At 41.7% G+C, this 16,648-nt stretch carries 19 protein-coding genes; 8 read left to right on the top strand and 11 right to left on the bottom strand.

Going from position 1 to position 16,648, the window contains the following annotated elements:
- Nucleotides 1-94: 94 nt before the first annotated feature.
- From IRJ18_RS06705 to IRJ18_RS06695, 3 genes are all read right to left on the bottom strand, one after another.
- Nucleotides 95-775 carry a cell division ATP-binding protein FtsE gene (locus IRJ18_RS06705; RefSeq protein WP_194105419.1) on the bottom strand — a complete coding sequence of 227 codons (681 nt, stop codon included), beginning with the start codon at nt 773-775 and terminating at the stop codon, nt 95-97.
- A gap of 6 nt (nt 776-781) precedes the next feature.
- On the bottom strand, nt 782-985 hold the full coding sequence (locus IRJ18_RS06700; protein WP_194105418.1) for a fructose-6-phosphate aldolase: 204 nt from the start codon (nt 983-985) through the stop codon (nt 782-784).
- A 94-nt stretch (nt 986-1,079) separates the two neighbouring features.
- Nucleotides 1,080-2,105 (bottom strand): acyl-CoA reductase, encoded by a 1,026-nt coding sequence (locus tag IRJ18_RS06695; RefSeq protein WP_194105417.1) that lies wholly within the window; start codon nt 2,103-2,105, stop codon nt 1,080-1,082.
- A gap of 99 nt (nt 2,106-2,204) precedes the next feature.
- On the opposite strand from IRJ18_RS06695, the gene IRJ18_RS06690 reads away from it, so the two are divergent.
- The 4 genes from IRJ18_RS06690 (at nt 2,205) to IRJ18_RS06675 (ending at nt 5,104) form a co-directional block, all read left to right on the top strand.
- A complete protein-coding gene (locus tag IRJ18_RS06690) occupies nt 2,205-2,558 on the top strand; it encodes a 4Fe-4S dicluster domain-containing protein (protein ID WP_194105416.1) in 354 nt (117 codons plus the stop codon).
- A 109-nt stretch (nt 2,559-2,667) separates the two neighbouring features.
- Complete coding sequence (locus tag IRJ18_RS06685; protein ID WP_194105415.1) at nt 2,668-3,429, top strand: C40 family peptidase; 762 nt, start codon at nt 2,668-2,670, stop codon at nt 3,427-3,429.
- 272 nt (nt 3,430-3,701) lie between these two features.
- Nucleotides 3,702-4,280, top strand: a complete 579-nt coding sequence (locus tag IRJ18_RS06680) for a YceI family protein (RefSeq protein ID WP_194105414.1) — start codon at nt 3,702-3,704, stop codon at nt 4,278-4,280.
- Nucleotides 4,281-4,453: 173 nt separating this feature from the next.
- Nucleotides 4,454-5,104, top strand: coding sequence for a phosphatase PAP2-related protein (locus IRJ18_RS06675; RefSeq protein ID WP_194105413.1), 651 nt, complete (start codon nt 4,454-4,456; stop codon nt 5,102-5,104).
- Between the two features lie 2 nt (nt 5,105-5,106).
- Here the strand turns inward: IRJ18_RS06675 and IRJ18_RS06670 are convergent, their stop codons facing one another.
- Nucleotides 5,107-6,051 (bottom strand): Smr/MutS family protein, encoded by a 945-nt coding sequence (locus IRJ18_RS06670; protein ID WP_194105412.1) that lies wholly within the window; start codon nt 6,049-6,051, stop codon nt 5,107-5,109.
- Between the two features lie 160 nt (nt 6,052-6,211).
- Between IRJ18_RS06670 and IRJ18_RS06665 the strand changes: the two genes are divergently transcribed.
- On the top strand, nt 6,212-6,730 hold the full coding sequence (locus IRJ18_RS06665) for a DUF892 family protein (RefSeq protein WP_194105411.1): 519 nt from the start codon (nt 6,212-6,214) through the stop codon (nt 6,728-6,730).
- Nucleotides 6,731-6,934: 204 nt separating this feature from the next.
- Here the strand turns inward: IRJ18_RS06665 and IRJ18_RS06660 are convergent, their stop codons facing one another.
- The 5 genes from IRJ18_RS06660 to IRJ18_RS06640 form a co-directional block, all read right to left on the bottom strand.
- Nucleotides 6,935-7,441: a GNAT family N-acetyltransferase gene (locus IRJ18_RS06660; protein ID WP_194105410.1), complete on the bottom strand. Its 507-nt coding sequence runs from the start codon at nt 7,439-7,441 to the stop codon at nt 6,935-6,937.
- A gap of 72 nt (nt 7,442-7,513) precedes the next feature.
- A complete protein-coding gene (locus IRJ18_RS06655; protein WP_228072596.1) occupies nt 7,514-7,948 on the bottom strand; it encodes a c-type cytochrome in 435 nt (144 codons plus the stop codon).
- 85 nt (nt 7,949-8,033) lie between these two features.
- Entirely contained in the window at nt 8,034-8,873 is an 840-nt protein-coding gene (locus IRJ18_RS06650; RefSeq protein WP_194105409.1) for an SDR family oxidoreductase, read from the bottom strand.
- A gap of 438 nt (nt 8,874-9,311) precedes the next feature.
- Entirely contained in the window at nt 9,312-9,440 is a 129-nt protein-coding gene (locus tag IRJ18_RS21120) for a hypothetical protein (protein ID WP_262893259.1), read from the bottom strand.
- A 4-nt stretch (nt 9,441-9,444) separates the two neighbouring features.
- A complete protein-coding gene (locus IRJ18_RS06640) occupies nt 9,445-10,005 on the bottom strand; it encodes a 2'-5' RNA ligase family protein (RefSeq protein WP_228072595.1) in 561 nt (186 codons plus the stop codon).
- A 75-nt stretch (nt 10,006-10,080) separates the two neighbouring features.
- On the opposite strand from IRJ18_RS06640, the gene dinB reads away from it, so the two are divergent.
- Complete coding sequence (gene dinB, locus IRJ18_RS06635; RefSeq protein WP_317174058.1) at nt 10,081-11,265, top strand: DNA polymerase IV; 1,185 nt, start codon at nt 10,081-10,083, stop codon at nt 11,263-11,265.
- A 627-nt stretch (nt 11,266-11,892) separates the two neighbouring features.
- Nucleotides 11,893-12,606: a hypothetical protein gene (locus IRJ18_RS06630; RefSeq protein ID WP_194105406.1), complete on the top strand. Its 714-nt coding sequence runs from the start codon at nt 11,893-11,895 to the stop codon at nt 12,604-12,606.
- 438 nt (nt 12,607-13,044) lie between these two features.
- Here the strand turns inward: IRJ18_RS06630 and IRJ18_RS06625 are convergent, their stop codons facing one another.
- Nucleotides 13,045-15,408, bottom strand: coding sequence for an endonuclease MutS2 (locus IRJ18_RS06625; RefSeq protein WP_194105405.1), 2,364 nt, complete (start codon nt 15,406-15,408; stop codon nt 13,045-13,047).
- Nucleotides 15,389-15,832: a DUF4296 domain-containing protein gene (locus tag IRJ18_RS06620; protein WP_194105404.1), complete on the bottom strand. Its 444-nt coding sequence runs from the start codon at nt 15,830-15,832 to the stop codon at nt 15,389-15,391. The genes IRJ18_RS06625 and IRJ18_RS06620 overlap by 20 nt, the downstream gene beginning before the upstream one ends.
- A gap of 37 nt (nt 15,833-15,869) precedes the next feature.
- Here IRJ18_RS06620 and IRJ18_RS06615 point away from each other — a divergent pair, with 37 nt between their 5' ends.
- On the top strand, nt 15,870-16,559 hold the full coding sequence (locus tag IRJ18_RS06615) for a YggS family pyridoxal phosphate-dependent enzyme (protein WP_194105403.1): 690 nt from the start codon (nt 15,870-15,872) through the stop codon (nt 16,557-16,559).
- Nucleotides 16,560-16,648 lie beyond the last annotated feature (89 nt).

The raw sequence follows: 16,648 nt of genomic DNA, 5'->3' as shown, positions 1-16,648 counted from the left end.
GGACAGTGACAGGTAGCACTGTCAGTGCGGTTAGTTCAAAGTAAAAAGTCTTAAGTAAAAATCCAAAACAGACTTAGCACTTAAGACTTAAAACTTATATCTCCACATCTTCCAGTACCTTGCCGTTCTCGCATTTAATAATACGCGATGGGAATGTACGGATGATATGATAATCGTGTGTGGCTATTAATACCGAAGTGCCCGATTGGCTGATCTGCTTTAGCAGCATTACAATTTCTTCGGAAGTATCCGGATCAAGGTTACCGGTTGGCTCGTCGGCCAGTATAATTTCGGGGTCATTTATCAGTGCACGAGCAATAACTACCCGTTGCTGTTCGCCGCCTGAGAGCTCGTGCGGCATTTTTTTTATTTTAGAGCGCAGGCCTACCTTCTCCAGCACATCCAATGTGCGTTCGGTGATCAGGTTTTTATCTGTCCAGCCTGTAGCACGCATCACAAAACGCAGGTTATCTTCAACCGACCGGTCTGTAAGTAATTGAAAATCCTGGAAAACAATGCCCAGCTTACGGCGCAAAAAAGGCACATCTTTAGTAGCTAAAGTTTTTAAATCGTACCCGCCGGCATGTCCTTCGCCGTTGGTAATAGCTATATCACCATAAATTACCTTCAGCAAACTGCTTTTGCCCGATCCGGTTTGCCCTATCAGCCACACAAAGTCGCCCTTATCAATATGCAGATTAACATTAGACAGTATCAGGTGCTTTTGCTGAAACACATCCACACCCTGCAATTTTATAATGGTATTTCCTATCATGGTAATTTATAGCTCAAGTTTTAATATCTGGCCAAATGGCAAATCTTTAATCAAATCCATAATGTACGCTTGCTTCTCCCCTAATCCTATTTTATCCAGGTGTTTCTCGGGGCGGTCTACCCTAAAATAAGCCAGCAATGTAAATCTATCATCGCGCAGCTGCACATAGTCGGGTATTTTGGCAACGCCTTTAACTTTTATAATATACACTCTTAAGTCTTTAGTCCAAAGCCATTAGTCTGAAGTTATAAGAATCGATCTGACTTATTACTTTTAACTTCCCTGCCCCAAATGTATTGTTATTTTAAAGATTTGACAAAAAATCCATTGTATCCACCCCATCGGCATAATCCCACAGGGCCGGGTGCTGGCTTTGGCCAAAATCAACCACCTGGTTATTTACCTGCAAAGGCAAATTGCTTACTATGCACTGTATATTTTCGCTTTCGCGGGATAGCATTGCATTAACGGCGTGTTCATCTTTATAATATTCAAAAAACACAACTGCCAGCGGCGATGCCATACGTTCATCTTCCTTTACCAACAAAAAGCCATTATCCAAATGCTTATCACTATTAACTAAGTATATCGATTTATTGTAATCGTAATTATTATTGTATTTATGATGATTGATGATGGGTTGATAACTTTCAATTGATTCGAAAAATTTGTTGAAATTATATCCGCCGGGTACCAATAGCTTTGATACATTACGGCAGCCAAGCCCGAAGTAATCAAATATATCATGGCCTAATTCATTTAACTGAGCGGTGGTTTCGTTGCCTGTTAATATCGCCACACTATTCCTGTTCTTGCGAATAATATTTGGCACTTTACCAAAGTAATAATCGAAATAACGCGATGAATTGTTACTCCCCGTGGCTATTACTGCGTCAAAATCAACCAGTCGTTCTACAAAAGTGAATTGATCAGCGAAAGCAGGCTCAATAGCCACCAGCATTTTTAATACATGCTTTATTAAACGCGCATCCTGGGTTGAAGCTTTTATAAGTGCGTGGTTACCCGATGCCAGTACGCAAAGCACATCATGAAAACCAACAAGCGGTATATTCCCTGCCAATATCAGTCCTACTTTTTTAGGGTTGCCGCTTGCAGGCTCGGGATACTTATTTAACCAGGTGGCAATATCTGCCTCGTTTAGTGCACCCCCAATGGCTTTTATTGCCTGCAATGTATTTTCGGGGGTGAACCACGCGTTATAATAATATTCACTATTAATAAGGTTAGATAACTCCTCGTCAGGGGTAAGTAACTGCTGGCCCAGTAATGAAAAAGTACTAATTATTTGATTTTTTTTAAATTTTGACATATTGATGTTAAGGTTTGAAACCCTTGAACCCATTTTTTGTTATATTTGCAATCTTATTTATAAGGCAAAGTTAATTTAGAATATAAGATATTTTACAAAATGGCGATTAAAATCACCGATGAATGTATAAACTGCGGGGCCTGTGAGCCCGAATGCCCTAATAATGCCATATACGATGCTGGCGCCGCATGGCGTTTTAGCGATGGTACCGGCTTAAAAGGCGTTATTGATTTTGGAGACGGCAACACTTTAAATGCAGAAGAAACACAAGCTGCCCTATCCGACGATATCTATTATATAGTACCTGATAAATGTACCGAATGTGTAGGCTTCCATGATGAGCCGCAGTGTGCTGCTGTTTGCCCGGTTGATTGCTGTGTAGATGACGAGGATGTGCGCGAGACTAAAGAGGAATTGCTGGCCAAAAAAGATTGGCTGCACATGAACGAATAATTACATTCAATTTTCATAATATTTAAAAAAGGGGTGTATATTGTACATCCTTTTTTTGTTTTAAGGCCATTTATAAACTATATTGCACACAACTACCGGTTGTAAAAACATGGAATACGGAATTTGTAACCTTGCAATTGTTCCCTTAAGGGCCGAACCAAGTTCGCGCGCCGAAATGGTATCGCAAATATTATTTGGCGAGGTGTTTGAAATAATGGAACGTAAAGATGAATGGATACGCATTATTACTACACTGGATGGTTACGAAGGCTGGCTGAATTACCTGCAATACATTTCGCTTTCGCCAGCAGCTTACAAAAAACATCAGCAGAAAAAAGTGCCCTTAACCTATCGCCCGGTTACACAAGCCTGGAAAACGGCTGACAATAGCGTGGTATATTTGCCTGTTGCCAGCTCACTTTCGTTTTTAGAAGGTACTACATGCCATATCGGTTCCGAATACTTTGAAATTATTGGCGAAATTGGCGCAAAAGAGGATATTGCAAATACGGCTAAATCATTCCTCAATGCACCTTATTTGTGGGGGGGGCGTACGCACATGGGTATAGATTGTTCGGGCTTTGTGCAGGCAGTATACAGGCTGCAAGGTATTATCTTAAAGCGCGATGCGTATTTGCAAGCCGAGCAAGGCCAAACCGTAGACTTTTTACAATCGGCTAAATTAGGCGACCTGGCATTTTTTGATAACGAACAAGGCCACATTACCCATGTAGGCATGATGCTGAACAACAGCCAGATCATCCATGCCAGTGGCCGGGTTAAAATTGACAAGATAGACGACCAGGGAATCTTTTCGGGCGATTTACAAAAGTATACACATAAACTGCGGATAATTAAACGACTGCTTTAGTTTATTAATCATTGTTTCAACTCACCCGGTCTGCGCTTCGCTCGAGCACCCTCTCTTCACCTGCGGTGGAAAGAGGGTAACGATAATTACCAGCCATACTTTGCCCCTCTTTACGCGGAACGCGAAGAGAGGGATGACGAGCGTGGCAACGTCGGGGTGAGACTATGGATACTTCTCCCTATTTTATTACAATTTATTGATATATATCAATTGTTCGATTCAATTATAATAACAACATTTGCATGTTTAAACATTTAAATTAAAACCAAAAGATGAAAAAAACACTAATCACCCTATTTACTGCAGTAGCTTTATTAGCATTTAAACCTATTGCCGACAGTACCTGGACGGTTGATCCCGCTCACTCTAAATTAGGCTTTTCTATCACTCACATGATGGTATCTGATGTAGACGGTACATTTAAATCATTTACCGCTACAGTAACATCATCAAAAGATGATTTTAGCGATGCCGTAGTTAACTTAAGCGCTGATGTAGCGTCTGTTAGCACAGATAATGATGCGCGCGACAAACACATTAAAACCCCTGACTTTTTTGATGTGGAGAAATATCCTAAAATGACTTTCAAAAGCACTTCGTTCAAAAAAACAGGTGACAAAACTTATAAAGTAACCGGCGACCTGACATTAAAAGGCATCACCAAAAGTGTTACTTTAGATGCAACTTACCGTGGCACCTACACCAACCAAATGAATAAAAAAACTGTTGCGGGCTTTAAAGTAACCGGTGTAGTTAAACGCAAAGACTTTAATATTGGGGCTAATTTCCCAACTGCAGCTTTAAGTGATGAAGTTACGCTTACTGCTAATACCGAGTTTGTCAAAAACTAATAGCTAACTAATATGGCTTAAACGCCACAAATAAGGCCCCGATTATATAATTGGGGCCTTATTTATTTTATAATAACAGTATCATATTAGTCACCTAATAATCATGATTATTTAAATTTTATTTAACATTTAAAACATATGGTTATTTTTGCAGTCGTTTTACAGAATATATTTTGAATAAAACTACTGCAATATCCCCTATTAAAGAAAACTGGAAAATGATCTGGAACTCAACAACAAGCCGTTTCCAGTTAATCACCGGTTCTGCCCTATTGGCCATTTTGCTGGCTATTATGCCTTTCTTTTTTAATACAATTGAGAAAAGAAAAGGCATCCAACTTGACGATATTGTACTTGACCACATTCCTGCGCACAACGTATCGGTGCTGATATTTGCTATTATTTGGGGTATGGGCGCATTAGCCTTGTACCGGGCAGCCAAACAACCAGCAATGTATGTTACTTATGTTTGGGCATATTCATTTATCACCATTGTCCGTTTTTTAACAATTAGCCTGGTTAAGCTTGATCCGCCTGCTGGTTTGATTCAATTGATAGATCCGCTGACAGGTATTTTTTACGGTCACGCACAAATAACTAAGGACCTTTTCTTCTCGGGCCATACGGCTACCCTATGCCTGATATACCTCACCATCGAGAAAAAAGTTGACAAAACCATTGGCTTCCTGGCAATAATTATTGTAGGATGCCTGCTATTGGTTCAGCACGTGCACTACACGCTGGATGTGTTGGTTGCCCCGGTTGCTACCTTCGGTATTTATAAGCTGGTGGTTTGGATGCTGGGCAATAAAGACCGTGCATAATCCTATTTCAAAATTACTTTGGTGGCGCCATAGCCAAATTTTTCCTTCCGCGCATCCATAAAAGTTTGTATACGGTTGTTTTTACTAAGCAACTTATGCAGTTCGTGTTTCAATGTGCCATTGCCTGCGCCATGTATAAAAGTAATCTCGGGTAGCTGATGCACAATGGCGGCATCAAGCGCTTTTTTAAAATGGTCTAACTGGATATTTAATATGGTAGCGCTGTTTAACAATTGGTGCTCATGTTTTAGCTTTTCAATGTGCAGGTCAACTTCAGTTGCGGGCTTGTCTACCAATTGTTTTTCTTCAGCCGGCTTAAAAAAGCTCTCTTTTAGCTTTTCAGCGTCAATAACCAAATCATCCTCATCCAGGCGGATCAGCCAGCCCTGCTGGTTCATTAAGGGCACTTGTTTTTTACTTCCGGCAAAGTCTTTAGCTTTAAACCTTTCGGTAATAATAAGTGGTTCAACAGGTTTTTTATTTTGTTGTGTATAATAAAGCAACTGCAGATTAAATTGCGGCCATATTTGCAAGTCGGCTAACGGAGCGGCATATACCTTTTCAACCGATTGGGGCATTACTATGCCTGCATACTCGCCTTTGTATTGCAGATTTTGAAGCGTAGAAAGAGTAATTAATATTTGGTACGAAGTAGTGTTTACCAGGTGAAAATGCACCACTGCCGCCGTTTTTTGATCAGGGACCACGGCCAGGTAAATCCCTTTTTCAATAAAGTTTTCAGTAGCTATTGGCGCTAAGGGTTTATTATGTTTATCGTCAATAGAAATATTGTGCCCGTATACATAAGTAACTTTACTGGCAGGCACAGGTATTTCAAAATCATCAGCGCCGGTTACCCCTATCATATGGTCGTCGATGATCCGGGTAACGTACCCTTCCATGTTTTCGTCTACAAATCTTACAAAATCGCCTAATTTATACTTCATATTGTTCGCTTTTCAGCCTGCAAGTTACCAGTATTAATTGGTGCGGGCTATCCTAAAAAATAATATCTAATAAAATCACAACTTGTTTTAGTATTTTTACGTATCACAACAAAATTTGATTTTTTTCAATGATTGTGATTGATTTCAACCCCGATTAACAATGGATATTAAACCATCACATGTAACAGACCCTGCTGTTTTAAAGCATTTATTTACCCATCATCTAAACAAACTATACTACGGCAAACTGTACATTAAAAACAACCTGGCGCATTTAATTGAGGTAGCGTCGTTTAAAGCTTTACAGTTAGCCTTGCAGGAATTGCAGGAAGATGCTGAAAAGCACCTGAACCGGCTTGATGAAGTTTATAATGCACTGAATATCACCCCTTCCGACGAGGAATGCATTCCGGTAAAAGCTATATTTAAAGAAACATTTGCGCTGGAAAAGAAAGGCATTGGCATGGAGTTGCTTGGCGACATGAACATTATGCTATACATGCAACTAATTGAACACATTAACATTACGGCCTTCCGCATGCTGCGTATTTTAGGTAAAGCGTTACAGCTTAATGATATTGAACAATTACTGCTGGAGGGTTTTGATGAGTCGATTGATGATGACCGTTTGTTTATGATGATCACCAACGAGTACCTGAGTACACAGGGTTATGAATAAGATAAATGGGATAAAAAAGAGTAAAATCGAATAAAAGAAGATAAAAACAAATAAAAAGAAATAATAATAGATAAAAAATAAAACCGGGCTTTGCAGCCCGGTTTCGGTGATAGTTATTCAATACCCCTATTAAAATAACCTCTCAAAATTAAAAGATTTTTCTATTAGTGGTCCTATCTTTTTTAAAAAAATTTAAAAAAAAATTTAGCTTAATAGTAATTCTAAAAACTTAAGGTCTAACCAACGCCCAAATTTGAAACCTACCTGCTTAAAGTGCGCCACTTCTACAAACCCCAGCGATTGATGCAACTTTAAGCTCCCCGCCGATTCACTGTCTATCCCGGCAATAAGGGCATGCATGCCTTTATCCCTCGCATGACCTATAACTGATTGCACTAAAAGTTTCCCCACTCCTTTTCCCCGGTGATCAATGTGTACATATACCGAATGCTCTACTGTAAAGCGATAGCCCGGCCAGTTCCGAAACGGGCCGTAGGTGCTAAAACCAATTACCTTATTGGCTTCAGTAGCTACGAATACCGGGTAACCATTTTTCAATTTATCCATAAACCAGCTTTCGCGCATAGATAAGGTATGCACATCTTCCTGGTAAACGGCTGTAGTGTTGATAATAGCATGGTTATAGATATCCAACACAGCAGGCAAATCGGTTACGTTTGCATGCCGGATAGTAACAGTTGAATCGGGCATATGCTTGCAGAAATATTAAACAGTAAATGCCCCGAGAATACGGGGCATTTACATAATTCTTTACATCAGAAGTTATTTGCTTTCAGCTTCCTCATGGTGCATGCCGCCTTCAGGGTGCGAGGTACCATGGTGGCAGGTAACGCAGGCAATGCCCGAATTCATTACCATACCCAAAGAATCTTTCCCGGCTTTAAAATATTTTTTATTGATCTTAGCTGTCATTTTAAACATTTCGCGCGCCATCAGTTTTTCTGGTTTAGCATCGCTTGCGAAATCATTTTTGCCATCGGCGCCACGGGCATGGCAAAAGTTGCAGCGAACACCTAAGGCTTTAGCCCATTGATCCATAATACCGCCCAATTGCCTGTGTGTAAGCTTTTTAGATAAAACTTTAAGGTTTTTATATTCAGGTGCTTTGGTTTCCTGGGGCATTGAAGCCACCGCGCCGAAAACAATGAGGGAGCTAAGCCCCATAGTTATCAATAGCTTTTTGTTCAGTGTGATCATATGTTTCAATTAGATTGTGGTACCAATATACGCAACATTACTTAAATATGACAATTGTAATGAAAAAAATACGGCGTAACATCTATTATAAATATGCCTTGGTTAATTGCGTGCTGATATCCCACAATTGATCTCGGGCAGACTTATTGTTAGCCAATGATGAAGGTTTGGCAACGTGCTGCTTTTTAAAGTATTGCCCGCTTTCTTTGTCAAGCTTTGGCGCCGTTGCAAGGTATACGGAAGTTTGTGCACCTTGTTGCGCCGTAATCATAAACGGCCTGGAAATAAATTCCAAAACCTTAGCCCAACCGCTTGATTGCGCCCAAAAAGCAGTACTTACCATGCCGGGATGAAGCGCGAAGGCCGTAATACCTTTGTTTTGATAACGCTCGGCAAGCGATTTGGCAAAGTAAATATTAAACAACTTAGCCATACCGTATCTTTTGAAAGAGGAATATTCCTTTTCGGCCTGCAGGTCATCAAAATAAAGCTTACCTATCCTATGAGCTTCCGAACTTACATTGATAATGCGGGCCTGGCCTTTTTCCAGCAATGGCATTAAACTCATTGTCAACAGGAAATGGCCTAAATGATTGGCAGCAAAGGTCATTTCATAACCATCCTCACTTAGTTCCCGGGTGGCAAAAATCCCCCCTGCATTATTTATCAGTACATTTATTGCAAACAACTTTTCTTTTAATATTTCGGTCGCGGCTTTAACCGTTTTCAGGTCGGCCAAATCGCAATAAATTACATGTATATACCGGTTGTTACTTGCTGCTATAATCTCGTTACGCACTTGTTTACCCTTCTCTACATTACGCACCAGCATATATACAGCATGGTCTTTTTGCGCTAAAGCAAGCGCGGTTTCTTTCCCAATGCCGGACGTAGCCCCGGTGATAACGGTTGTTTTTATAGGCATCGCATTTGTTTAAATGTAACTAATCAATTACCCTGATCACGGTCCGGTCAAATCAAAAATTATACTATCTTGCATAGCATTTTTTGGTAAAGTATAAATTTTACGCCCGAAAAAACAAACCCGGCTAAAACAACTAAATCTACCGCACAAATACTACCTGATTTTAAAGTTTTTTAGCGACCCAACACCGCCGGAGTGAGGGAAAACAGCCTAAATAAGCTAAATAGCAATATTTTTCGCTTCGTTAACTGACGGAGTTACCAAAGACTTTATACTTTTAATATACGCATTTTCTACCAGAAAAGCATTATCGATTTTTAGCGATTTTTGGCCTTTTTTGGAATTTATCAATATGTTTTTAGCCCGACTTTCGTTTTTTTAGCGATTTTTAGAATAGGTGCTTTTGTACAGATTATACAATAACCGGGCATCGTCATCTTATCGCGTAAACAACTCCCAGTTCCCTTCAGAAATAACTTCAACGGTATCGCCGGTCACTTTAATGGCGGTCTGGTCATCTATGGCGTATGATGGCATGGGCAGCGCGTAGCGGACAGTTTTTCTCAACCAACTAATACTCCATCAGCCTTTCCCCAAACCTATATTCTTTAAATATCCGCCATTTAGAATGCTGCACGTAGGTTTCCCGTTCCAGCACAGTCAGCTTATCGGCTATAAAACTGGTTTGAAATTTACATTGCTCAAACTTTGGCCACAGCATTTTAAATTTATCCGGCGGGATATTTTTGGCTACCGTAATATGCGGGATACTATGTTTTTGAATAACCCGCATACTGTTTTGCACGCCTTTAAACCAGCGGTCTACATGGTCGTTAGTAACTACGCAGGCATAAATAGTAAAGCCGGTTTGCCCATGGGTAAAATACTTAAAATTGCTTATCTGTAATTCCTGCGGTGTCAGTAATCCTAACTTCTCGCTCATCTGACTGATAGCATGCCGGGCGGTGAAGGGTTTACACCGGTGCTGGTGGTTGATGCTGATATGGGCCGGCGAGTTCATCCCCGGGAAATCGCCTATTACCCGTGCCGAGGCCCTTTTATAACGGCCAATATCGTAGATCACATTTTTAGGTGGTGCAATCAGCATCAGGTAATCGGTGTAAGTATCCATATCTCGCAATTTTATCGGGTTTTAAAATTGCTAATATTTTTAGTAAATATCAATTATTTTTTTCATTTTTGTTTGGTGGAATTCAAACGGCATATCGTACATATCGATCTCGATTCATTTTTTGTATCGGTTGAACGGAAGTTTAACCCCTCGCTTATTGGTAAACCTGTACTTATTGGCGGCTCGGCCGATCGTGGTGTGGTAGCATCGTGCAGTTACGAGGCCCGTAAGTTTGGGATCCATTCGGCCATGCCCATGAAAACCGCTATGCGGCTTTGTCCGCATGCTATTATTGTGCGTGGCACACACGGGCGTTATGGCGAGGCATCACGCGAGGTAACGCAGATCATCCATGATACCGTTCCCCTGTACCAGAAAACATCGGTAGATGAGTTTTATATTGACCTGACCGGCATGGACCGCTTTTACGATTGTTACAAGTTTGCGGGTGAGTTGCGGCAAAAAGTAATCAAAACCACCGGGTTGCCTATATCATTCGGCTTATCATCGGGTAAAACGGTTTCAAAAATGGCCACTAACCAGGCCAAGCCAAACGGACAATTATTTGTGCCGCACGGTAAAGAAAAAGAGTTTTTAGCGCCTTTGTCTATCCGCAAAATACCTATGCTTGGCGAAAAGACCTGCCAAAAATTATATGCGTACGGTATCGAAAAAATTGGCGATCTGCAAAAAGTGAACCTGAAGTTCCTGGAAGCGGTATTTGGCAAAGCCGGGCTATTTATTTACGAGAAAGCCCACGGTATTGATCATAGCGAGATAATCCCCCACTCCGACCGTAAGTCCATATCTACCGAGCATACTTTTAATACTAACGTATCCGAGCAACGTACACTGGAAACCATTTTAATATCCATGACTGAGGAACTGGCCGGTAAACTGCGCCGCGAAAATAAGGTAGCCAGTTGTTTGGCTATTAAAGTACGTTACGCCAACTTTGAAACCCATACCATCCAGGAAAAAATACCGCTAACCGCCGCCGAACATATCCTGCTACCGGGCGTGAAAAATTTACTAAAGAAAGCTTGGAACGGGCACCGGCCTATCCGGCTTATTGGTGTTAAGCTAAGCAACCTGTGCACCGGCAGCTACCAGATAAATTTGTTTGAGGATAATGAAGAGCGCATTAAACTTTACCAGGCTATGGACCGCATTAACTTTAAGTTTGGCGATAAAACCATTTGCCGGGCCGCGGGTATGGAAATTGGCACCAGGAATTTTAATCCTTTTTTAAGGGATTGAATATTTATAAAACCCGGTATTAAAACTCGGTCCGTCATGCCGAATTTATTTCGGCATCTCATCATAAAAGTAAGCATATTGTATATATCAAAAACTACGGGACCTGCCGGGCGTGAATAGCGTGTGGGATGCCGAAATAAATTCGGCATGACGTTATTTTTTCAGTCGTTGTTTACCCATAGGGTCTCTCGCAAAAACTGGTTAAGATTAATCATATTGAGACATAGAAGAAGTTTGTCATTGCGAGGAGCGTAGCGACGTGGCAATCTCGTAGTTTGCAAATCAAGCTACGAGATTGCCGCGCTGTCGCTCGCAATGACAAAAAGTAATTTGACTACACGGGTCTCTCGCGGAGGGCCCTGTATAAGCACTTAAGGTAATACAATTACATAGCTGCGCTGCGTGGTTAGTGCAGGGTTCTCTTCCAGAGAGTCCTCACTAACGGCAAATGCCCATATTGTAAGGTTGGTTCATCGCCATTGTTGGTGTTGTCACCAACAATTTCTAACAGCCTTGCGCAGTGTTGTTGGAGACAACTCCAACAACGGCCTGAATCCTCTGCGGGATACTCTGCGCGGACGGGAATGTCTATATTGTGAGGTTGGTTTGTATTGTCTATCTTAGAATATGTACAAAGCCTTGTCTACGATTATTTCTTTAACTTATATGTGCTGTTTGCCGAAGACCAGCAAGGCACAATTCAATATTCTCGTTGCCGGAAAGAACTTCCATATTAATAGTTTCAAAGACAATAAAATATATCCCGGAACAAGTCGATTTGTGATTGATAGTGTAATGCCGCCTATTAGCCAATCAAAGTATGACCTTGAAATAAGATATACCTTGTCCAGTAATTGGGGTGGGCTTGATGAACACTGCATTGTAATCAAAGGTAACCGTGACTCTTTAGAAGCGATATATTATTTTGAACACAATTTTTCTAAAACCGATCTTCAAGGAAAGTTAAAAGATAGTGTTAAGATACTTCATAGGTATGATCGTATCAGTGCGGTTAATCAAAGGGGAGTATATGTCAAGCCGCTCAAACCCAGCACATCGTTAGACAAACTGGTAAAATTACTATTAGCTTATCATATCTGTGATACGCCCAATGATTATGAGGTTGTTGAACACCTTACTAAAAAAGGAAAGGCTCCGAAAGAAATACCATGTATGGATTGTGTTGACTTTACCTTCTATGAGGTAAAAATTGCCGGACATTTTCGAAGCTTCTTTGTTAGTAATCGATACCAGGATTATAACCGCAATATTCCTGAATTCAACGATCAACGTCAAATTGATGAGGTATTCCACACCCTCGTACCTGATATTAAAAAGTAATGTTAGATGAGGATGTAACTTGCGAAGTTGTAAAGAGGCCTATTATGTTGATAGCCCACAATTTTAACAACCCCACGCAGTGTTGTTGGAGACAACTCTAACAACGGCCTGAGTATTTATAAAACCAGCCGTCATACCGAATTTATTTCGGCATCTCATCATAAAAGTAAACATTAAAGTAAACATTGGGAATGTCTTCAAGTAGGGAAAATTACAGAGCCTGCCGAGCGTGAATAGCGTGTAGGATGCCGAAATAAATTCGGCATGACGTATTCTTCACTTGTCTACGCAGAGTCTCTCGCAAAAACGGGTTAAGATTAATCATATTGAGACGTAGAAGATGTTTGTCATTGCGAGGAGCGTAGCGACGCGGCAATCTCGTAGTTCGCAAATCAATCTACGAGATTGCCGCGCTATCGCTCGCAATGACAAAAGTAATTACCTCAAATAAACATAAGTAATCCCATCCCCACCCCTGTCGGCATGCTCGTCTTCCAGGCGGCTTACCTGTTCGTATTTGCGCAGATATTCGCGGATAAGTTTGCGCAGGATACCGTCGCCTTTGCCGTGCAGTATTTTAATGGTACCGAAACCCATCATAATGGCCCTGTCCAGTACTTTTTCAATATTATATAGGGCCTCTTCGCCACGCTGTCCGCGTACATCAATCTCGGGACTAAAATTAGCCACATCGTTGGTATTACTATTACTGTAGCTGCGCCTTACTTCTTTAGGGACTTCTTTTCTTGATACTTTTTGTACCCGTTTCTTTTTAGCAACAGTGCGCAGGTCGCCAATGGCAATGATCACATTATCCTTCACAATCTCCATCACCTGCCCGGTTGTTTCCGAATCTACCAGCTTCACCCAATCGCCTGGCTTCAGCTCATCATCAACAACCGTTTGTTTTGGTGTTTCCGGCTTAACCGTATTCTTTTGCAGTTCCTTGTTCAGGTTCTCGCGCAGGTTGCGGGTTTTCTCCTTATCGGCCTGGTTGCTTTTTATTTCAGCTATGGTATTTTCTACCAGTTTATTGGCGTCCAGTATAATATTTTTGGCTTGTTGCTTAGCATCACGAATGAGGGCCTTTTGATTTTCTTCCAGGTAGCTTTTCAACTGCTCGTTTTCCTGTAATAGTGTGTTTACCTTGCGTTGCTGCTTATCCAGTTGTAATTTGGTATCAAATATCTCTTTCTTCTCGCGCTCCAGGTCAACCAGCAGGGTATCCACTTTTTTCTGATTGGTGCCAATTTTGTTTTTGGCCAGGTTCAGCACGTTTTGCGGCAAGCCTATCTTCTGGGCTATCTCAAACGCGTAACTGCTGCCGGGCTTGCCCACTTCCAGCATGTACATGGGTTTCATCTGCACATTATCAAACAACATACTGGCATTCTCGAGACCCGGGGTATTGCTGGCAAATATTTTAAGGTTGCTATAGTGCGTGGTCACCATACCTTTTACCTTTTTATGGTTTAGCGCTTCCAGCACAGCTTCAGCTATCGGCCCGCCAAATTGCGGATCGGTGCCTGTACCAAACTCATCAATCAGTATCAGGGTTTTGCCGTTGGCGTTCTCTACAAAATGCTTCATTTTTGATAAGTGCGCGCTATAGGTACTCAAATCGCTTTCAATACTTTGGTCGTCGCCAATATCAACAAACACCTGCTTAAATACCCCAACCACACTATTATCAGCTGCAGGGATCAGCAAACCGGCCTGCGCCATCATCTGCAACAAGCCCACAGTTTTCATACATACAGATTTACCCCCCGCGTTCGGGCCCGATACCACTACAACGCGCGTCCCCTCATCTATCTGCACATTTAAAGGCACTACTGTTTTATGTTCCTTTTTAAAACTGAGGAACAGCAAAGGGTGGCGCGCGTTTACCAGTTTTATCCGCGCATCATTCACTACCTCGGGCATCTCGCCCTCTATATCCATCGCGAAAAGCGCTTTGGCCCGCACAAAATCGAGCTTGGTTAACAGACTATGGTAGGATAATAATAATGGTGTATAGGGACGCAGTTCATCCGTCAGGGCGGTTAGTATTTTTACAATTTCGCGGCGGCGCTCAAATTCCAGATCGCGCACGCGGTTATTCAATACAAAAACCTCCTCGGGCTCCATATAAACGGTTTGCCCGGATGAAGATTCGTCATGAATGAAACCCTTCAGCTTGCGTTTGTTCTCGGCCAGCAGCGGGATACATAACCGCCCGTCGCGCACGGTTAGCGATCCGTCCGCCGTCCAGCCGTTGTTGCCGGCATTTTTAAATACCTGGTCTATCTTGCGGCGGGCTTCCTGTTCGGCCCTGGCTATACCCGAGGTGATCTCCAGCAATTCGCGCGAGGCGTTAGGCCTGATCTTGCCTTTCTGATCAATCACCGCGTCTATCTTTTTCAGGATGGCCTTCTCTATAGGCAGGTGTTCAAATAAAGCTTCCAGGTTGGGATACTGCCCCTCACGCTCATTAAAATAGGCGATCACTGCAAACACCGTAGTTAGTGATGCCTGCACCTGGTAAAATTCCTCCTCGCTTAAAAAGGCACCCTCTACCCTTGCTTTATTAGCCAGCGACTTAATATCAAAAAAGTGCTGGATAGGCAAAGCGGTATCATTTTGCAGGATGTTTTTAAACTCGTTAGCCTGGCTCAGGAACTTTTGGATATTATCGTAATTGTTCATTACCTGTATCTTATCCACCATCTGCCGGCCCATTTCGCTCAGGCAATGGGTTTTTATCAATTCCTTAACATCGGTAAAACCTAATTTATCGGCACTATTTTGCGGGTACAGCATTGGCAGGTCTAACAGGTACTCTAATAGGTATTTTAACAGGCGTGTTTACAGGCGCGGCCGGTTTAGGCGGCGGCACTTTTATTTTAGCTATCGAATCGTTTTTGGTTTGCAGTATTTTCAACACGTTGTCGTAAATCTCATCCAGCTTAACGGGGTGCCGGGTATACCAGGTATAACTTTTTTTAAACTGCACCGAATCGGTATGGTATTTTTTAAATACAGCCATATAATGCCCCATGCTATATTTATACAGGCTATCGGGCGTTTGGGGTACGTTGTACAAGTCGCCGTCTACAATGTGTATATCGGCAACAATGGCGGGCATACGGTCCTCGCTTATCACATCAGCGGGCACGGGCTCTTGGCTCTGGCATGCGGCAAAAGCAAGTAATCCTAAAAAAAACAAATATTTATATATACGCATTCTGTAATTTAGCGGCATCAAGCAAAATTACGCATAAATGAGTATTGCAGATAATATAATAGCATTAAAAAGAGAAACCGACCTAAATAACGTTACACTGATAGTGGTATCTAAAACCAAACCGGTAGAAGATATACAACAGGCTTACGATGCCGGTCAGCGTATTTTTGGCGAAAACCAGGTGCAGGAGTTAGTGGAGAAATATGAGGCCTTACCCAAAGATATTGAGTGGCACCTGATAGGCCACCTGCAAAGCAACAAGGTAAAGTACATAGCGCCGTTTATCACCATGATACATTCGGTAGATAGCCTGAAGCTGTTGCAGGAGATAAACAAGCAGGCCCTGAAAAACAGCCGGGTAATTGATTGCCTGCTGCAGATATACATTGCCGACGAGGAAACCAAGTTTGGGTTAAGCTTTGATGAGGCGATAGAGCTGCTGCGGTCTGATGAATTTGCAGAATTGAAAAACATCCGCATACGCGGGTTGATGGGGATTGCTACCAATACCGATAACCAAAAACAACTTAAGGAAGAGTTTTACGAACTGGATACCTTTTTTGATGGCATTAAACAAAGCTTTTTCCGCAAGGATGATAATTTTGATGAACTATCTATGGGAATGTCCAGCGATTATAAAATAGCTATGGAGCAAGGCAGCACCATGGTACGCCTGGGCAGCACTGTGTTTGGGGCGAGAGTGGTGAAACACTGGAAGAATAATTAATCTGTCTGAACCAGGATTTAAGGGATTATAGGATTACCCGAATTTCCTGTTCTACATCGTAATTAGACTTGTAATAATTCTGAAATCAT

It is taken from the genome of Mucilaginibacter boryungensis (assembly GCF_015221995.1).
Lineage (GTDB): Bacteria > Bacteroidota > Bacteroidia > Sphingobacteriales > Sphingobacteriaceae > Mucilaginibacter > Mucilaginibacter boryungensis.
This window is presented reverse-complemented; position numbering and strand designations above follow the sequence as displayed.